At 46.0% G+C, this 16,650-nt stretch carries 13 protein-coding genes; 3 read left to right on the top strand and 10 right to left on the bottom strand.

Annotated elements, in window-relative coordinates:
* Window positions 1-16: 16 nt before the first annotated feature.
* Complete coding sequence (gene waaA, locus BM099_RS01675) at window positions 17-1,294, bottom strand: lipid IV(A) 3-deoxy-D-manno-octulosonic acid transferase (protein WP_090723522.1); 1,278 nt, start codon at window positions 1,292-1,294, stop codon at window positions 17-19.
* Complete coding sequence (gene msbA / locus BM099_RS01670) at window positions 1,287-3,074, bottom strand: lipid A export permease/ATP-binding protein MsbA (RefSeq protein ID WP_090723520.1); 1,788 nt, start codon at window positions 3,072-3,074, stop codon at window positions 1,287-1,289. Before msbA ends, waaA begins: the two co-directional genes overlap by 8 nt.
* Before the next feature lie 126 nt (window positions 3,075-3,200).
* On the opposite strand from msbA, the gene lpxL reads away from it, so the two are divergent.
* Window positions 3,201-4,133: an LpxL/LpxP family Kdo(2)-lipid IV(A) lauroyl/palmitoleoyl acyltransferase gene (gene lpxL / locus BM099_RS01665; RefSeq protein ID WP_090723518.1), complete on the top strand. Its 933-nt coding sequence runs from the start codon at window positions 3,201-3,203 to the stop codon at window positions 4,131-4,133.
* On the opposite strand, the gene BM099_RS01660 is transcribed toward lpxL, so the two are convergent.
* The 6 genes from BM099_RS01660 to BM099_RS01635 all read right to left on the bottom strand — a co-directional run bounded on the left by BM099_RS01660 (window position 4,072) and on the right by BM099_RS01635 (window position 10,673).
* Window positions 4,072-5,376: an O-antigen ligase family protein gene (locus BM099_RS01660; RefSeq protein WP_090723517.1), complete on the bottom strand. Its 1,305-nt coding sequence runs from the start codon at window positions 5,374-5,376 to the stop codon at window positions 4,072-4,074. The two genes, lpxL and BM099_RS01660, sit on opposite strands and share 62 nt — an antisense overlap.
* Window positions 5,377-5,399: 23 nt before the next feature.
* The gene (locus BM099_RS01655) at window positions 5,400-6,008 is read right to left on the bottom strand and encodes a YrbL family protein (protein WP_090723515.1); all 609 of its coding nucleotides are present in this window, start codon (window positions 6,006-6,008) and stop codon (window positions 5,400-5,402) included.
* Between the two features lie 6 nt (window positions 6,009-6,014).
* Window positions 6,015-7,337 carry an O-antigen ligase family protein gene (locus tag BM099_RS01650; RefSeq protein ID WP_090723512.1) on the bottom strand — a complete coding sequence of 441 codons (1,323 nt, stop codon included), beginning with the start codon at window positions 7,335-7,337 and terminating at the stop codon, window positions 6,015-6,017.
* Between the two features lie 13 nt (window positions 7,338-7,350).
* A complete protein-coding gene (locus BM099_RS01645) occupies window positions 7,351-8,427 on the bottom strand; it encodes a glycosyltransferase family 4 protein (protein ID WP_090723510.1) in 1,077 nt (358 codons plus the stop codon).
* A gap of 213 nt (window positions 8,428-8,640) precedes the next feature.
* Window positions 8,641-9,762 (bottom strand): glycosyltransferase family 4 protein, encoded by a 1,122-nt coding sequence (locus BM099_RS01640; RefSeq protein WP_090723507.1) that lies wholly within the window; start codon window positions 9,760-9,762, stop codon window positions 8,641-8,643.
* Complete coding sequence (locus BM099_RS01635) at window positions 9,759-10,673, bottom strand: mitochondrial fission ELM1 family protein (protein WP_090723505.1); 915 nt, start codon at window positions 10,671-10,673, stop codon at window positions 9,759-9,761. Before BM099_RS01635 ends, BM099_RS01640 begins: the two co-directional genes overlap by 4 nt.
* Window positions 10,674-10,942: 269 nt before the next feature.
* On the opposite strand from BM099_RS01635, the gene BM099_RS01630 reads away from it, so the two are divergent.
* Entirely contained in the window at window positions 10,943-11,938 is a 996-nt protein-coding gene (locus BM099_RS01630; protein WP_090723502.1) for a branched-chain amino acid aminotransferase, read from the top strand.
* A gap of 120 nt (window positions 11,939-12,058) precedes the next feature.
* Here the strand turns inward: BM099_RS01630 and glnE are convergent, their stop codons facing one another.
* Window positions 12,059-14,965 carry a bifunctional [glutamate--ammonia ligase]-adenylyl-L-tyrosine phosphorylase/[glutamate--ammonia-ligase] adenylyltransferase gene (gene glnE, locus BM099_RS01625; protein WP_090723499.1) on the bottom strand — a complete coding sequence of 969 codons (2,907 nt, stop codon included), beginning with the start codon at window positions 14,963-14,965 and terminating at the stop codon, window positions 12,059-12,061.
* A gap of 96 nt (window positions 14,966-15,061) precedes the next feature.
* Window positions 15,062-15,715: a CYTH domain-containing protein gene (locus BM099_RS01620; RefSeq protein ID WP_090723497.1), complete on the bottom strand. Its 654-nt coding sequence runs from the start codon at window positions 15,713-15,715 to the stop codon at window positions 15,062-15,064.
* A gap of 238 nt (window positions 15,716-15,953) precedes the next feature.
* Here BM099_RS01620 and BM099_RS01615 point away from each other — a divergent pair, with 238 nt between their 5' ends.
* The gene (locus tag BM099_RS01615) at window positions 15,954-16,634 is read left to right on the top strand and encodes a TIGR00153 family protein (RefSeq protein WP_090723495.1); all 681 of its coding nucleotides are present in this window, start codon (window positions 15,954-15,956) and stop codon (window positions 16,632-16,634) included.
* Window positions 16,635-16,650: the final 16 nt, after the last annotated feature.

Raw genomic sequence — 16,650 nt, 5'->3', positions numbered from 1 at the left:
GTCATGCAGCGCTTTATTAGGATAGCAGGTGCGTACTCACTTGCCGATACAGACGATCGAGTGCGCCCCGCTGTGAATCAGCATAGTGCATCGCTTTACTGCCAACCTCACTCAGCATTTCAGGGCGCTGCATATAGGCCGCTAGCAGGTCTGTTACCTCAGACATCTGTTGTAGCCTCTGCATCCCACCTGCCTGTTCCATCGCCTCACTGATCGCTGCAAAATTAAAATGATGCGGCCCCATCACTACCGGCAGGCCCAGCACAGCGGGTTCGAGTGGATTATGTCCTCCTACATTGACGAAGCTCCCCCCCATCACCACCAGATCGGCAGCGGCATACAGCAGCATCAGATCCCCCATGGTGTCGCCCAGATAGATGCGGGTTGTCGCATCAGGAAGCAACTGATTGCGGCCAGAACGACACACCACATCATCCGAAAATTTCAATGCTGTCCGATAAACCGCCTCAAAGCGCTCAGGATGACGTGGAACCAACATCACCAACAGATCGGGATAACGCTCCCATAAAGGGCTGACTGCCGCTAACAATTGCGCTTCTTCATCTTCATGGCTACTCGCCAGGATCAGCGTGAACCGCTCACCTAATTGCTCCCTTAACTGCTGGCCCCGCAAACGTGTTGTCTCATCCACCTGAATATCAAACTTAATACTGCCGGATACTAAGATACGCTCCGCAGGCATTCCCAGTTGTTTAAAGCGCTCCGCGTCACTTTGATGCTGAGTAATCAGCAATGTCAGCTCTGACAGCATTTGCTGTGTCAGCCTGGCAAGCTTTGCATATCCTTTAGCAGAGCGCTCAGACAAACGGGCATTAGCGATAATTACCGGCACATCGGCCTTTTTACAACCGGCAATCATGTTCGGCCAAAGCTCAGTTTCTACGATGAGAGATCCACGTGGCTGAATACGCTGAATAAAGCGCTGAATGGCATCAGGCAGATCATAGGGACAATAAAAATGATGAACACGATCCCCAAACAATGCCTGAACCCGCTCAGCACCCGTTGGCGTCATACTGGTCATGACAATCGGTATTTCAGGAAAATCGTTTAATAACCGCTCGACTAACGGAGCGATGGCGATCGTTTCGCCGACAGATACAGCATGAATCCACAGAGGGCGACCCGTAACCGGCGGCACCAGGCCAAAGCGCTGCCACCAACGCTGCCGATAGCCCGGAGATTTTCGTCCCCGCCACCACAAGCGAATTAATAGTACGGGAACTAACAGATAAAAAAGCAGGGTATAAAGGAATCCAGGCCAGCTAGTCATCCGCTAGTTCACCAAACTGCATTTTATACAACTGAGCATAGGCACCGTCTTTTTGTAATAATTCATGATGCGTCCCTTGTTCGACGATGAGCCCCTGGTCCATCACCACAATCAGGTCAGCGTTCTCTATGGTCGAAAGTCGATGCGCAATCACTAACGTAGTCCGGTCTTTCATCACCTCTTCAAGCGCACTCTGAATATGCCGTTCTGATTCGGTATCCAGCGCAGAGGTTGCTTCGTCCATAATCAATATCGGCGCATCTTTCAGAATAGCTCGGGCAATGGCGATACGTTGACGCTGGCCACCGGATAACAACACGCCACTTTCACCCACCTGCGTCTGCAAACCTTCCGGCAAACGAGCAACGAACTCCATCACATGTGCTGCTTCAGCAGCCGCCTGAATCTGCTCAATAGAGGCTGATGCCATAGAACCATACGCAATGTTTTCGGCGATCGTGCCGTTAAATAACACCACGCTTTGGCTGACAATAGCGATCTGCTCACGCAACGAGACCATTTGATAAGATTCGAGAGCATGACCGTCGAGTAAGATTTCACCTGTCCAGCCATCATTAAAGCGTGGAATCAATCCAGCCACCGTTGATTTACCGCTACCGGATTTACCCACCAATGCGACAGTTTTACCTTGCGGGATATCCAACGAAAAATTTGAGAGTACCTGTTCACTGCTACCAGGGTAAGCAAAGGCGACTTGTTTAAATGTTAAATGCCCGGCAACTCTGTCCGCTAATATTGTGCCCCCATCCTTTTCTTCTTCCTGATCCATCGTATTAAAAACGGCCTGTGCAGCCGAAATGCCTTTTTGCACCATCACATTTATTTCAGTCAACAAACGTAATGGTTTCGTCACCATGGCTGCCGCTGTAATAAAAGCGACGAACTCACCCGTGCTCATGCCGCCCATCACCGATGGTGACATGGCCAGATACATCAACGCCGCCAGCGCCATTGCCACCAGAAACTGAACAACAGGCGTATTAATCGACTCAGCCACCACCAACTTCATAAACTGACGGCGATTCAGATCACTAGCACCATGAAAACGTTGACGCTCAAAGTCAGTACCGCCATACACCCGAACAACTTGATACCCTTGTATGGATTCAGAAGCAGAGCTGGTGATATCACCGACCGACTTCTGAATACGATGCCCTAAGCGGCGCATTCGCTTAGAAGCGATCCTTACAACAATGCCGATAAACGGAGCGGCAGCCACAAAAATCAAGGTCAACTTCCAGTTAAGGTAAAACAGGTAACCAAACAAACCAATCACGGTAAGCCCTTCACGAATCAATATTTTTACCGCATCCGTCACCGCACCCGTCACTTGCTCAACATTGAAGGTCAACTGAGCCAACAATTCACCAGAAGAGTGATGATGATAGTAGTGCGCGGGCAGCAACAGCATCCTGTCAAACAGATCTGTACGTAAACCGTGGATGACAAAGCGAGCCACATAGCTTATGCAATAATTACCGAGAAAAGTACCTACGCCACGTAAGGCAAAAATACCCAGTACCGCCAACGCCAGCCAGACCCGTTCATCCAACCGGCCCCCTTCCACCGAATCAACGACACTTTGTAACCACTTAGCCGACATTGCCTGAGATGCGCCATACAGGGCATAACCTACAAAGGCCACCGTAAACACCGGCCAATAAGGGATGGCGTAGGCTATCAGGCGCTTATAAACTACCCAACCTTTAGAAGTTGTATCCTGGGAGATTACATCAGTATTCTTTTTATCTGAACTCATCAGGCTCTCAACTTAGTTCTTAAACAGATATAAAAATGTTCTCATTATAACCTTCTTTTATAAGTATTTGCTGACATTGCAAAAGCCTCTTACAATCGTGCCTATACATTTACTCAAAGACCTTTTATGACAACTACCGATAAGCATTTTTTTAGTCCGAGATACTGGCCTACCTGGGCCGGACTCGGCATTTTATACCTCATTAGCTTGCTACCTTACGCAATGCAAATCAAACTTGGTACAAGTACCGGTAACCTGATGTACAGGCTCTTTAAAAAGCGCCGTCATATTACTGAAGTGAACATCCGGCTGTGCTTCCCGGAAATTACACCTGCAGAACAACAGCGCCTAGTACGCAATATCTTTCAAAATAATGCAATAGGCATGTTTGAAACAAGTATGAGCTGGTGGCAAAGTGATCAGTTTCTGAGTATGCCCGTCACCCTGAAAGGTAAACAATACCTGGATGAGGCGCTGTCACATAACAAAGGCGTGATTTTATTAGGTGCGCATTTTTCTACACTGGATATGGGAGGGAGGCTACTGGCTCGCTTTTATGCAGTAAATGCTATGTACCGCAAGCATAATAACCCTTTAATGGATTTCGTTATCAAACGGGAACGCGAGAAACATCTGGCCCACACCATTGAACGCAAAAATCTACGCGGAGTACTTAAAGCCCTGCGTAACAATGAAATTGTTTGGTACGCACCGGATCAGGATTTTGGGCTCAAACACTCAGTGTATGCTCCCTTTTTTAAGGTACCTGCTGCAACAATTACCGCGACCAGCAGACTCGTCAAGCTGAACAATTCTCCAATATTGATGTTTACCCATCACCGCTGCCACGATAATTCAGGTTATGAACTGGAGCTGTTCCCTATTATTGAAGGCTTCCCCTGTGGCGATGACACCCAAGATGCCACACGCATTAACCAGGAACTTGAAAAGGGCATTCTAAAAGACCCCGGCCAATATATGTGGGTACATCGACGCTTTAAGACACATCCAGAGGGGAAGAATTATGTCTATCGTCATTTACCTCTCGGGCATAAGTAAATAATGAAGCAATAAACAGAGCAGCTAATAGCCAAAATGCTTGCGCCCAGTAGGCTTTATAAAGCGACAAATGTGTATTGATTGGAAACAACACCCCAACCAGTCCGCAGTAATATCCCAATGGGATCCACTGTTTGATTTTGACAAGCTGCAAAAAAAATCGCCGGAATACTAACCAGAATGCAGCCAACAAACCTATTAAGCCAAATAAGCCCGTATCAGCCATCGCGTCAATAACTATCTGATGGCTATGAAATGCCCCCCTCTTCTGCTCCCCTTCAGGTGAACGTAACACATAAATATCATCAGGCTTCGCATAGTCCGGATAGGCATAACGAAAGCTCTTAAAACCAACCCCATTAATCCAGTTATCCTCTATCATATTTATTGCCGTACCCCACAGCGTTAAGCGATACGACGTTGCCCGATCTAAAGCAGCATAATCAGCAGTGCTGAGTCCCTGAAAAGTATAGGCTATACGTCCCTTAATTCCCTCGTGAGTTGACACACCAGCGATGACCAGGCCCACTATCAAAAAACTCCCAAGCACTATTTTTTTTGAAATTTTCACTTTCCATAAAACAGCAATGATGACAGTAAACAACAGCAGCCAGGCAACCGCTAACCACGCGCCTCGATTGCCACTTATAAAAATCGTAGCAATCAAGCAAGGCACTATAATCAATAACCCGACTTTACCTACCCATTGATTTACAGCAACGCAGGCAATACCAATATAAACAACTAACATCCAACCTAAGACGGGGTCATCACCAAAGACACCACTAATCCTCCCCGGCGAATAACTTTCCATGCCAAAAAGATTCACAGAAAACAAAAGTTGAATCCAGGCATCTATCATCCAGAAAATAACGATGACCGCTATGACACGGGCAATATTCTCATGAATTTTAACTGATGACGCTGCATGAATAATAAATACACCAGCAAAGTAAAAGCGCAACATACCTAACGCATCAATAGCGCCCTTTTTAAATAGGTATGCATCAGGCAGAGAAAGTATTGCGGGAATCCAGAAACAGGCAAACAGCAAGGTAAAGAACTTTACCCCCGGGCTACCCCTGAAGTTATCCTTATTAAGGATAAAAAGTCTGACACCCAGTACCGCCATGATCAGTGTAAATAGTTCAAAAGACACACCGAACGGTTGAGAAAAAACAGTCAGCGCGACCAAAACAACGGGTAAAGCCATCCAACTGCTACGGTGCAGACCAGCAATCATAAAGTCTCTCTTTTAGTGATCAATCAAAGATTAATCCGCTTATATAAGCGCTCAATTCTTCGCTGCATTTTTCGTTTGGCTAAAGACGAGGATAAATAGCTGAGGGGTAACAGCGCACGGTCTTTACGATACCCTTTCAGATCAATAAAACGCAGGGTTGGATTACCTCCATTAATCTGAATAAGAAAATTATTAGGATTAAAGTCAAAAAAATATAGGCTTTTTGAGAACAGTGTTTGAAAAAAACGTTCAAGTTGAGGTTTTAATGTTTCTGCAGAAATTTTACTATCTGTTAAATAGTCCCCCAACGTTTTGGATAGCTGACCATTATCATCTAACACTTGCCTACACGCTAAACCTAGCCCTTTATCGGTTACAACTAATACTTCTTCATATTCAGGAATAAAACCTTGCAAAGAAAAGGCTAGTTTTTTATATATGCGCAGCTCACGCGCATTCTCTGAAAAAAAGGGAAGCAGACGATGTATCAAACCACGGAGAAATAAACTGACTTTCCCAACCGATACCAATGCATGCCTGTTTTCGATTTTGATCAGCCAATCAGGCTCACCCGGGTATTGATACACAGTACGCGTTCGCCCCACCGCCAGTACTTGAGTTAATTCTTTCATAGATACTTATAACCCTACTTTAAGCTCAGCAGTAGCGGATTTTGCAGCATCACACTTAATGTCTTTGATTCCGTCATCTCGTTTCTCTATCACCATTGCGGATACGCATAATGCAACTAACAACCAGATCACTTGAGCCCAACTAGAAGAAAAAGAAGATAAATGAGAGTTTATTGGAAATAAAATAGCCATTAATGAAATAAGATAGCCACTCGCCAATGCTGATTGCTGACTACGCACGACAGGGTACCATTTAACAAAAAGTATCCAAATCGCAGCCATAAAACCGATAATACCAATGATACCCATCTCAGCCAAAAACTCTAAAACTATCTGGTGAGGCTGATAAGCACCTACCTGTTGCTCTCTGGGTAATGCTTTATCAACAAAAATATCATCAGGCTGCGCATAGTCAGGATAAGCATAACGAAAGCTGCGGACACCGACACCATTAATAGGATTATCAGCAAACATGCTTAGCGCGACATTCCAAATAGGCAGACGAAATGAGGATGCCGTATTAACTGATTCATAATTCCCACTGAATCCGACTAATGATTTATCTAACCTTGCTTGAAACTGTGGCGTATTAAAAACGGCAACAGCTATTAAAACAATCCCACTGATGCTTATGAAAAAATGATTCTTAGAAAACTTAAAATTCTTAGGTCTGAATAACAATATCCACAATACCGCAGTAGCTAAGAGCGACACCCATGCAGCACGATCACCGCTAATCAAAATAACGGACACACTCAGCAAAGTGAATATCATTGCTGCGTAGACATTTATTCTTTCTTTAAACGCAGCGATAGCCACACCCAAGAAAGGAATAATCATCAGGCCTAACTCTGCATTTTCACTGAAAATACCACTAATCCGACCCGAGGAGAAAGGCGGCAGACCCAACAGGTCGTGACCTGATATTTGCTGCCACCAGGCATCTACTCCCCAAAAAGCTAAAACACAACCAATACCGGTCGCCAACCAAAGATGAATGTTATAGTTTGTTATCCGATTAATAATAAACAACCCGGCAAAATAAAAGCGCGCCATACCGATAAGGCTGGTTGCAGAATGTTTAAAATCAAAAGCATCGGGCAGGGATAATAACGCCGGCAGCATAAAACAGATAAAGACAAGGGTAAAAGCTTTAAAGCCAAAAGATTGACGAAGATTCTGATGATTTTTTATTAAATCGAACAAGCCAATAACAGCCATAATTAAAACAAAAAGTTCTACAGAACGCCCAAATGGGATTGATATTACCGCCAACAACGGTAACCAAGGAGCCCATCCCGCACTTTTTAAAAATGTAAAACTACCCATTTTACAACTACCCTTAAATATACTGTCGATAAATGGTAGCTGTTCTTTCTGCTATCTGTAGCCATGAGAATTGTTGTTCTGTTTTTGTGCGTGCTTTTAACCCCATTTCTTTTCGTAGCGAAGCGTTGCTCGCTAAATGCACTAATGCTTCACCCAGAGCATCAGGGTCGCCGGGAGGCACTAGCAATCCTGTCTCTCCTTCAGTAATCAGGGTGGGAATCCCCCCTACTCTTGTACCAATAAGCGGCAGACCACAGGCCATAGACTCCAGGCCGGTAATACTCGTGGCTTCCATAAAAGATGGCAACACAGAAATATCCGCTGACCGATATACATCCGGCATATCCTGATTCGATACATCACCAAGAAAAGTACTCTTCTCAAACATACCATTTGATTTTAGAATGCTTTCAACTTTTGCCCGCTCAGCGCCATTACCAGCAAAAACAAGCTGTACATCTAACCCTTTAAGTGCGCTTACCGCTTCGGCATAAACGGTCACACCATTTTTATCGACCAACCTTCTTGCCAGCAAGATAGTCACAGGGCGCTCGGGGCGTATAGATGCAGGTGTAAAACGAGTGACATCGACACCATTAGGAATAAAGTCGACAGGTTTAGTAAACCCAACAATCCTGGTAGCCTCACAAAGCTCTTCACTTGGCGCTAAAACATGACAAATATGAGCAAGTCGCTGCGCCAATTCGGCGTGGACTTTCGGACCTTTTTCTATGCGACGAAGGTATCCAGAAGTATGATTGGTAAATAGCACCGGGATATTAAGTCCTTTGGTCGCTTCCAAAGGGCGCATTCCATGTACATGTATAATATCCACAGGGTGTTTCTTTAAAAAACTTTTTAACCAAAACTTCATGCAAAAGGTATAGAAAGGCTTTAGTTTCGGTAAGCGTGGACGGTGCACTATCATACCCTGCCAGGTTTCAAGTGATTCTTGTTTATCTGCGATGGGTAGCGTCAGGACATGCACTTCATGACCAAGCGTAACCAAGGCCTTCCCTAGCTCTACAACATGTGCTGCGACCCCGCCGACATTCGGCGCAAAATCAACACTAATAATAGCTATTTTCATCGGAGTTCCCAAGATTAATGTAGGTTAATGTAGGAGGAGTTTAACGCTGGAGATATATGACAAAGGATGATAACTCAGACAAGTATAACAAGTCATGTCTATACTAATTTATGAATAAAAGTCTTCATTCTATTATTTCCCGGCTGTATAAAATGATTTTCAAAATCACCCTCTTCATAGCGGGCCATCACTTGGCAAATAATCATAGAAGTTTCATTTCTCTTTATTATCAGGCAGACAAACAAAGGAGTTATAAACCGCCAATGTATTCTCCAGCATGTCCTGCTTAGTAAAACAGCTACTTTCTGCTGGCTTTTGCCCGGATTCAATCAGGCTTTTTACGACGGCATCAAGCTCATCGGCATTGCCCAATTCAACTTTCCCCTGTGCAAACATAGCCGTTAATATTTCGCCAACGCCTCCATGATCATACCCCACCGTAGGCACCCCCATCCTCAATGCTTCGAGCACGGTTCGTCCAAATGATTCAGGCTTTGTGGAGAGCGAAAAGACGAGTTGGCTAATCCCATAAATATCTCGTATATCCGACCGGGCACCCGTAAAGATAATTCTGTCACTCAAGCCTTTTTCAATAACGCTCTGATGCAACGACTGCGCATAGGCCTGTCGCTTAGGGTCCTCTCCTCCAACGATCAAACCACACACATTCAGACCAGCCCGCACAAGCCGTTCGATGAGTGAAATGAAGTCATTATGCCCTTTCAAACGCGTTAAACGCCCAGGCAATGTCAGTACTATTTTATGCTGTGATTGAGGAAACTGAGCATACCATGCCTTTTTCCAATCAGTGGAAGGCTGGTATTGGTAGACAAAATCTTTTGCATCAACGCCGCGGAAAATTCTGACAATTTTCGCCTTTGCGGTTTGTGGATAATTATCCACAATATACTGTCTGACGGTATCAGATACAGCGATCACTTTTTCGCCTTTACACATAATGGCGCTATAGCGGGATACCGAATAAAGACCATGTACCGTTGTCACCAAGTGCGGACGTTGTTTTTTTGGCAAACCGCGCCATGCAAACCACATAACCCATGCAGGCATACGAGAGCGTAAGTGAAGTATGTCGGGCTGTTCATCTGCAAGCCATTTACGTACTGCCCAGATATACCGAAAAGTCAGCAGCGACTTTTTACCCAGATCCCATTGGACATGACGACTTCCGGCCGCTTCCAGCTCAGCGACCATTTTACCGCCCGCTGATATGACAACTGATTCGTGACCGGCTTTGATTAATGCTTCTGCCACTTCCAGCGTGCCACGCTCTACACCGCCACCATTAAGGTCAGGCAGTACCTGTACGACCTTCATATCCAGCCCTTTTTTATAATCAGATCAGCACAGCGCCTGGCTTCCGCCAGCGCTGGCAGCACCTTTTCCGAAGGATTACCTGACTGTTTAAGTGATCGCACTCTACCGCTAGCCCTTAATCTCGCCAGCCCTCTGGCAATCCGACTGTCTGTTTTACTCTTTAATTCAATTAACCCAACACGACAACCTGCCGTCAGTGCCTCATACACCATTGACACACTATCTTCTGTAACCCAGCAAGTCTCGGCAATAGCCAACTGCTCCGGCAACCAATCTTTGCCTGTCTGCGCGCACGGAATTATGTTTATCTTCAGCTTTGCGGCGGACAAACTGATTAAGAACGACTCGGGCGTACGACGTGAGGTTGTCAATATCCAATCGGTATCGGCTTCGTGCTCTACTATCTGTTTTAATTGGTTGAGTACTTGCGACTCATCCCAGACAAAGTGCTTCGAAGGCCCGCCTATTAATATCAAACCAGTGTTTTTAGCTTTACTACCAGGTTGAACGCGGTTCAACGCGCCCCAGGTTTCGATCACATTCGGCATGGACGCTGGCTGGTCATGCTCAGGAATTAAGCAAAGATCAAACCAGCGCAAAGGCAAAGACGGTTGCATCAATACGACGGCTTTCGCGTTTGTTTTTCGCCCAAAACACCACTTATACACGAGCAAAGTCAGATGAGTGCGATGCCCGGCCGCTACGAAAAGCCTAACCTCTGATGAAGCGGGTGTCGTAAACAGGTGACTAATGAGCAATTTCAGAAGATGCCGCCATGACACAGGCGGGCACACTTCATAGGTGAGGGATGCGTTAGTACGCAACAACGCTTCGACCAAGCCCAAAGACTGATTCAAATGACCGGGTTTCCCATCACTTATAATACAAATATCAGGCACAATATCGGACACATTGGTTCCACTAATTAGATTGGTCGTTTTGAATATTTCTCAACAAAGTCAGACCCGTGTGTCTGCACTGTGACTCATAATACAAGAGTCTTCAGCAAACACCCAATGAGAGCGCTTTATATTTTACCTTTACGAGGCAATTCCCTTTTGCGCCCGTGGTGATTACAATCAATATCTCGAGTCTCTCTACAGCGCCAGACGCTTTTTAGTTCGCCCGCTGCAACACATCGGCTCAGTTGACCCTTATTTTTGAATTCGAGGTAGGTTACATGGCAGCATTCGGTACCGTTTTCATGCCAGAAATGGCAATTTCCTGGTTTGACGGCTCTGGCTGGAGCCCGTCTGAGATGGTGTCTAGCAACAGTCTTCAGCTTCATCCGGGTGCTCATGTGCTGCACTACTCCAGCACCTGCTTTGAGGGTTTGAAAGCTTTCCGGCACGCCGATGGCTCTATCAATATCTTCCGCATGGATAAAAACCTTGAGCGTTTTGCCCAAAGTAGTCGCCTGTTGAGTCTCCCCGCCATCAATAAAGATGCGACACAAAAAATGATTCTCGATGCGGTCGCCCGTTTTGCCGATGATGTACCTGAACCACCCGGGTCTATGTATATCCGTCCAACACATATCGGTACTGAACCCGCCATCGGTAAAGCAGCCGCCCCTACGCAGACCTCTTGCCAGTACATTCTCCTTTCTCCTGTGGGCGATTATTTTTCCGGCGGTGATACAACGCTGCGTTTATTATTAGAAGAGAATGGTATGCGTTGTGCTACGCACATGGGCATGATTAAAAGTGGCGGCAACTATGCCAGCGCTTTACGTCCTATCATGCAGGCAAAACAAGACTTAAAAGCGGATCAGGTCCTGTTTTGTCCCAATGGTGATGTTCAGGAAACAGGCGCTGCCAACTTCCTACTCATCGATGGCGATGAAATCATCACTAAGGCGCTGGATGAAAGCTTCCTGCATGGCGTTACACGTGATTCTATATTGACCATTGCACGTGACATGGGCATGAAGGTGTCTGAACGCCAACTCAGCGTTGCTGAACTACTGGAACGAGCGGCAAAACCAGAATGTGAAGCAGCACTGTCAGGTACAGCTGCTGTACTGACTTCAGTCGGCACCTTGTTGCACAAAGGCAACGAATATAAAGTAGGCAATGGCGGAGTCGGCACAACCACTCTGAAATTACGCCAAGCGCTGAATGATATCCAATGGGGCAAAGCTGAAGACACTCACGGCTGGTTAACCCGGGTCTGAGCCTAAATTAACAATCCCTTTATGTAAGCCTGACTCTATTCACATACAGTCAGGCTTTTTTATTTTACAGCCTTATTTTTTTGCCGGTTCCAGCCTCAGCATTTTAGCGTTAATCATTCACTAAGCCTCCATCACCGATGACCAGATCCGGGTGATCGACTCCCGACAGTCTTTCATCTCACTTTCACTGATCACACTTGACTGATCCTGCAAAGTCAAACGATGACCGGCAGCACGATACGCTATATACGCCTCACGTAAGGATTCTGCATCATCAGCAGCCAGTAATCCTGCTGTTTCAATCGCATCCAGAATACGAATATTATCAGTAAACGTGAACAACTCAGGGTAGCGGTACGCCTCAGCCAGCACCTTGTACTGCACCAAAAATTCAATATCAACAATACCGCCCAAATCCTGTTTTAAATTAAATATGTGTTTGTTTTCGGCCTCCTTCGCAGAAGTCCCCAGATGCGCTCGCATTTTCTCACGCATCTCCACAACCGCCTTTTTAAGCTCCATAGGCTCGCGTACTTGTTGTAAAATAATAGCCCGCACTTGCTCAAATTCCGCCCCAAGGCGCGCCGACCCGGCAACAACTCTGGAGCGAACCAAGGCTTGATGTTCCCACGTCCACGCCTCTTTCTCCTGATACTCCTGGAATGCTTTTAATGAGCTGACCAACAAACCTGAATTGCCGGAAGGACGTAACCGCATATCAACTTCGTACAACTGCCCACCGGCTGTAAATGTATTCAGAATATGAATGATCCGTTGCCCCAAACGCGTAAAAAATACTGAATTGGCGATCGATTTATCACCATCAGTAGACAGATTCGAATCACTGTCATGAATAAACACCAAATCCAGATCCGATCCATATGACAACTCAATACCTCCGAGCTTGCCATAGCCGACGATAATAAAATCCATATCGCAGGGCACGCCCGCTTGTTTCATCGGTCGACCATGCTTTTCAACCATGCCCCGCCAAGCGACATCCAATACGCTTTCCAGAATCACTTCTGCCAGCCAGGTCAGATAATCACTGACTTTCATTAATGGTAAAACGCCGGTAATGTCAGAAGCCGCCACGCGCAACAAATGTGCACTTTTGAAGTAGCGCAAAGCCTCCATCAACTGTTCAGTATCCTCTTCAGGAATTCTCAATAATTGCTGCCTTAATTCTGCGCCTAGCTGCTCTTTATCAGGCGGCGAATAGAGCGTACGCGGATCGATCAGCTCATCCAATAATACCGGCTTCTTAGCCAGCTGATCGGCAAACCAGGCGCTACTCGAACACAGCCTCACTAACTGTTTCATTGCACCAGGATTCTCAGCCAGCAGTACCAGATAAGAGGAGCGGCGCAGAACCGATTTAATCAAGAGTAAAATACGTGCCAAAGTTTCAGTGGCGTTGTCAACGTCAGAAATCATATCCAGAAGAACAGGCAACACGACCTTGAGACGCTCAGCACCGGTATTCTGCAAAAACTTAATGGTTCGGGATGCTTTTAAGTCTGTTATCAGCTTCAGGGTACGCTCAACATCATCAAAGCCACTCTCAGTTATTATCTCGAGAGCTTCCTCTTCAGACAGCTGATCATTCCACAACGCCAGCCATTCTGTTCGCTGCTGCGACTCTTCCTCTGTCTGCTGTTGAGCGGGTGCAATCACATCAGCAAAGTGCTGACTTATCGCAGCCCGATGGCGTTCCAGTTCGCTGGCAAAAGCTGTCCAGTTATCAAACCCCATACTGAAGGCGAGTCGCGCCTGACCAAGGTCATCTCTTGGTAGTTCCTGTGTCTGCTTGTCAGCTACAGCCTGAATCGCATGCTCCGCATTTCGCAAAAAAATATAGGCCGCCATTAACTCCGGTACCGCTTGCTCAGGCATGCCGACCAATTCAGGCAGTAAAGGTAAAATATTACGCAGCTCACGTTGCTGTAAACGGCTATCTCTGCCTCCACGGATCAACTGGAATGCCTGGGCAATAAACTCAACTTCACGAATCCCCCCGGAACCAAGCTTGACGTTAAACTCCAGCCCTTTTCGACGTACCTCACGGTTAATCATCTCTTTCATTTCACGCAGTGATTCAAACGCACTGAAATCGATATATTTACGGTAAACAAAAGGCCTGAGCAGCGTCAGTAATTTACGCCCATTATCTTTATCTCCCGCCACAACACGCGCTTTAATCATTGCGTAACGTTCCCAGTCACGCCCCTGATCCTGATAATAGTGCTCCATTGCTGCAAAACTACAGGCGAGTGGGCTTGCCGAGCCAAACGGTCGTAAGCGCATATCTACACGGAAAACAAAACCTTCAGCATTAAGAGTATCCAACGCCTGAATCAGCTTTTGCCCCAGCCGTACGAAGAAGTCCTGATTTTCCAGCGTTTTGCGGACGCCTTCTGTTTCTCCATTAGCAGGAAAACAAAAGATAAGATCGATATCTGATGACAAATTCAGCTCATTAGCGCCCAGCTTCCCCATCCCCAACACGACCATATACTGCTGCTCACGCTTCCCGTAGTCATTCAAAGCATAAGGCGTACCCCAGCGCTGACAACACTGCTCATAGAGCAAAGATAAGGTATCATCAATCATCGCGTCCGCTAACCAGCTCAACTCCTGCGTTGTATCGGCCATATTGGCTTTACGCGTCAGATCTCTCCAGATAAGCCGTACCATTTCGCGTTGCCGAAACTGACGAAGCACACTCATCATTGACGCTTCTGAATCGATCGACAGCATCGCTTCGGCCAGCCGGCTCTTGTACTCAGAAGGCTGATATGGCCGATCCAAAACCCCGCTGTCCAGCAGAGACGCCAACAACTGCGGATACCTGATCAGCTGATCAACCAGGTAATCACTTCCAATTGCCACCTTCGCCAGCTCCTGCTGTACAGAATCAGTTAATTGCTTTTCAGTAGATGCCAGTACATCACCGAGTCGATCCCACTGTTTAGCCAGCAGTGTCTGTAAAGATGAAGACAGGTTAGGCAAATCTGGCTGTATCATAGAAAACTCCATCTTTTAGCGAAAACTTAATATAAAAATATAGTGCGCTAACCCAGTTAAATACTAAAGTTAAAAAACACAGTTAAATACTATAGATTAATCATTAATCCGGCATTCCTGTGCCAGATGAAACAACTGATAACCGCGCTCTGCTTTACTGATATTGCTCGGTGTAAGCTCTGGAATAGCGATTGTAAACATAGCCGATGCGGCCATCAGATCCTCAACCTTACCTGACTTTAGCTCCAACTCTAATTCACAAATATCATCGGCATATGTCTGTCCTTGCAGCGAGGTATAACTCACCTCTCCCTGATCCAGGGCAACCTCAATAACGGTATCACTTTCAGGCCACTCAATTATCCACACAGTTCGGGCGAAGTTAGTAGCAAAAATAACTTCAAGCTCTGCGGCCCAGTCAACACCTTGCTTAGCAGGTGGGTAATCCGCCTCAACCAATAAGCTAATATCTAACTCGGGTTTATCAATCAGCCATTCCCACTCTCCACGTTGATGCAAACCATTCACGCTATTACCTTTGGTTTTGAAGGTCTGTATATAGGTACCGCTCTGCTCTCTGATCCTAAGTGCAACTTTATCAGCCGACAAGCGCAATTCAGGCGTATCAAAATACCAATTGCGCAAGTTTTGTGTTTGATACGCTTTTGCCGCAAGCAATGCCGGCAACTGTGTAACCCGTGCTATTACATCCTTAGGGACCAACAATTTAATTTCAGTTTCTAATGCCATCTGCTTTTTCCTACTGACTAATAGTTAACTATTAACCCGAAAGCGCTGAGCAAAGTCAAAAAGTTATATTGTCATCGTTGTGCTGTCATTCTCCTGAGACGACTCACATGAAGCTTTTTGTCAAAGTGATCCATGTCTAGAAAAAGAGACATTTATTATTTTTATGTCATTAAGACTACAAATTTATGAGATCTCCTCGTATACTTCGCGCGAACTAAATCCTATACAGGTGAAGGTCATGGTCACCAATAATCCGATACTGCAGATGTTTGCGCGTTCACCGTTCAAACCAATGCAAGAACATATTGCAAAAGCACAAGCCTGTGCTCTGCAGCTACTTCCTTTCTTTGAAGCAGTTATTGCTGATGATTGGGAAGAAGCCAGCAAGATCCAGCATAAAATTGCTGTACTTGAAGGTGAAGCTGATGCTATGAAAAAGGATGTTCGCCAACACTTACCTAACAGTATTTTTTTACCGGTACCCCGCACTGACTTACTAGAGTTGCTGCGTATGCAAGATAAGATTGCAAACCGGGCCAAAGATATCTGCGGCATCATGCTGGGACGGCAGATGCCTGTTCCCGTTGAAATCCAAGACTTAATGCTGGATTTTGTACGCTCCGCGCTCGCCGCGACCGAGCAAGCACTACAATCAATGAACGAACTCGACGAACTGGTAGGCACTGGTTTTCGCGGCCGTGAAGTTGAGGTTGTAGAGCGCATGCTGATCGAGCTCGATGATTTGGAGCATATAAATGATGGGCTTGAGCGAGAAATTCGCTCCCAGTTATTTGCTATCGAAAAACAGCTCTACCCTATTGATGCCATGTTCTTATACAAGGTCATCAGATGGATCGGAGATCTTGCCGATCGCGCTCAACAGGTAGGAAGCCGTTTACAGCTTCTACTGGCTCGTTAATTTTTAGCTTCAAGGC

Source organism: Neptunomonas qingdaonensis, from assembly GCF_900113275.1.
GTDB lineage: Bacteria > Pseudomonadota > Gammaproteobacteria > Pseudomonadales > Balneatricaceae > Neptunomonas > Neptunomonas qingdaonensis.
This window is presented reverse-complemented; position numbering and strand designations above follow the sequence as displayed.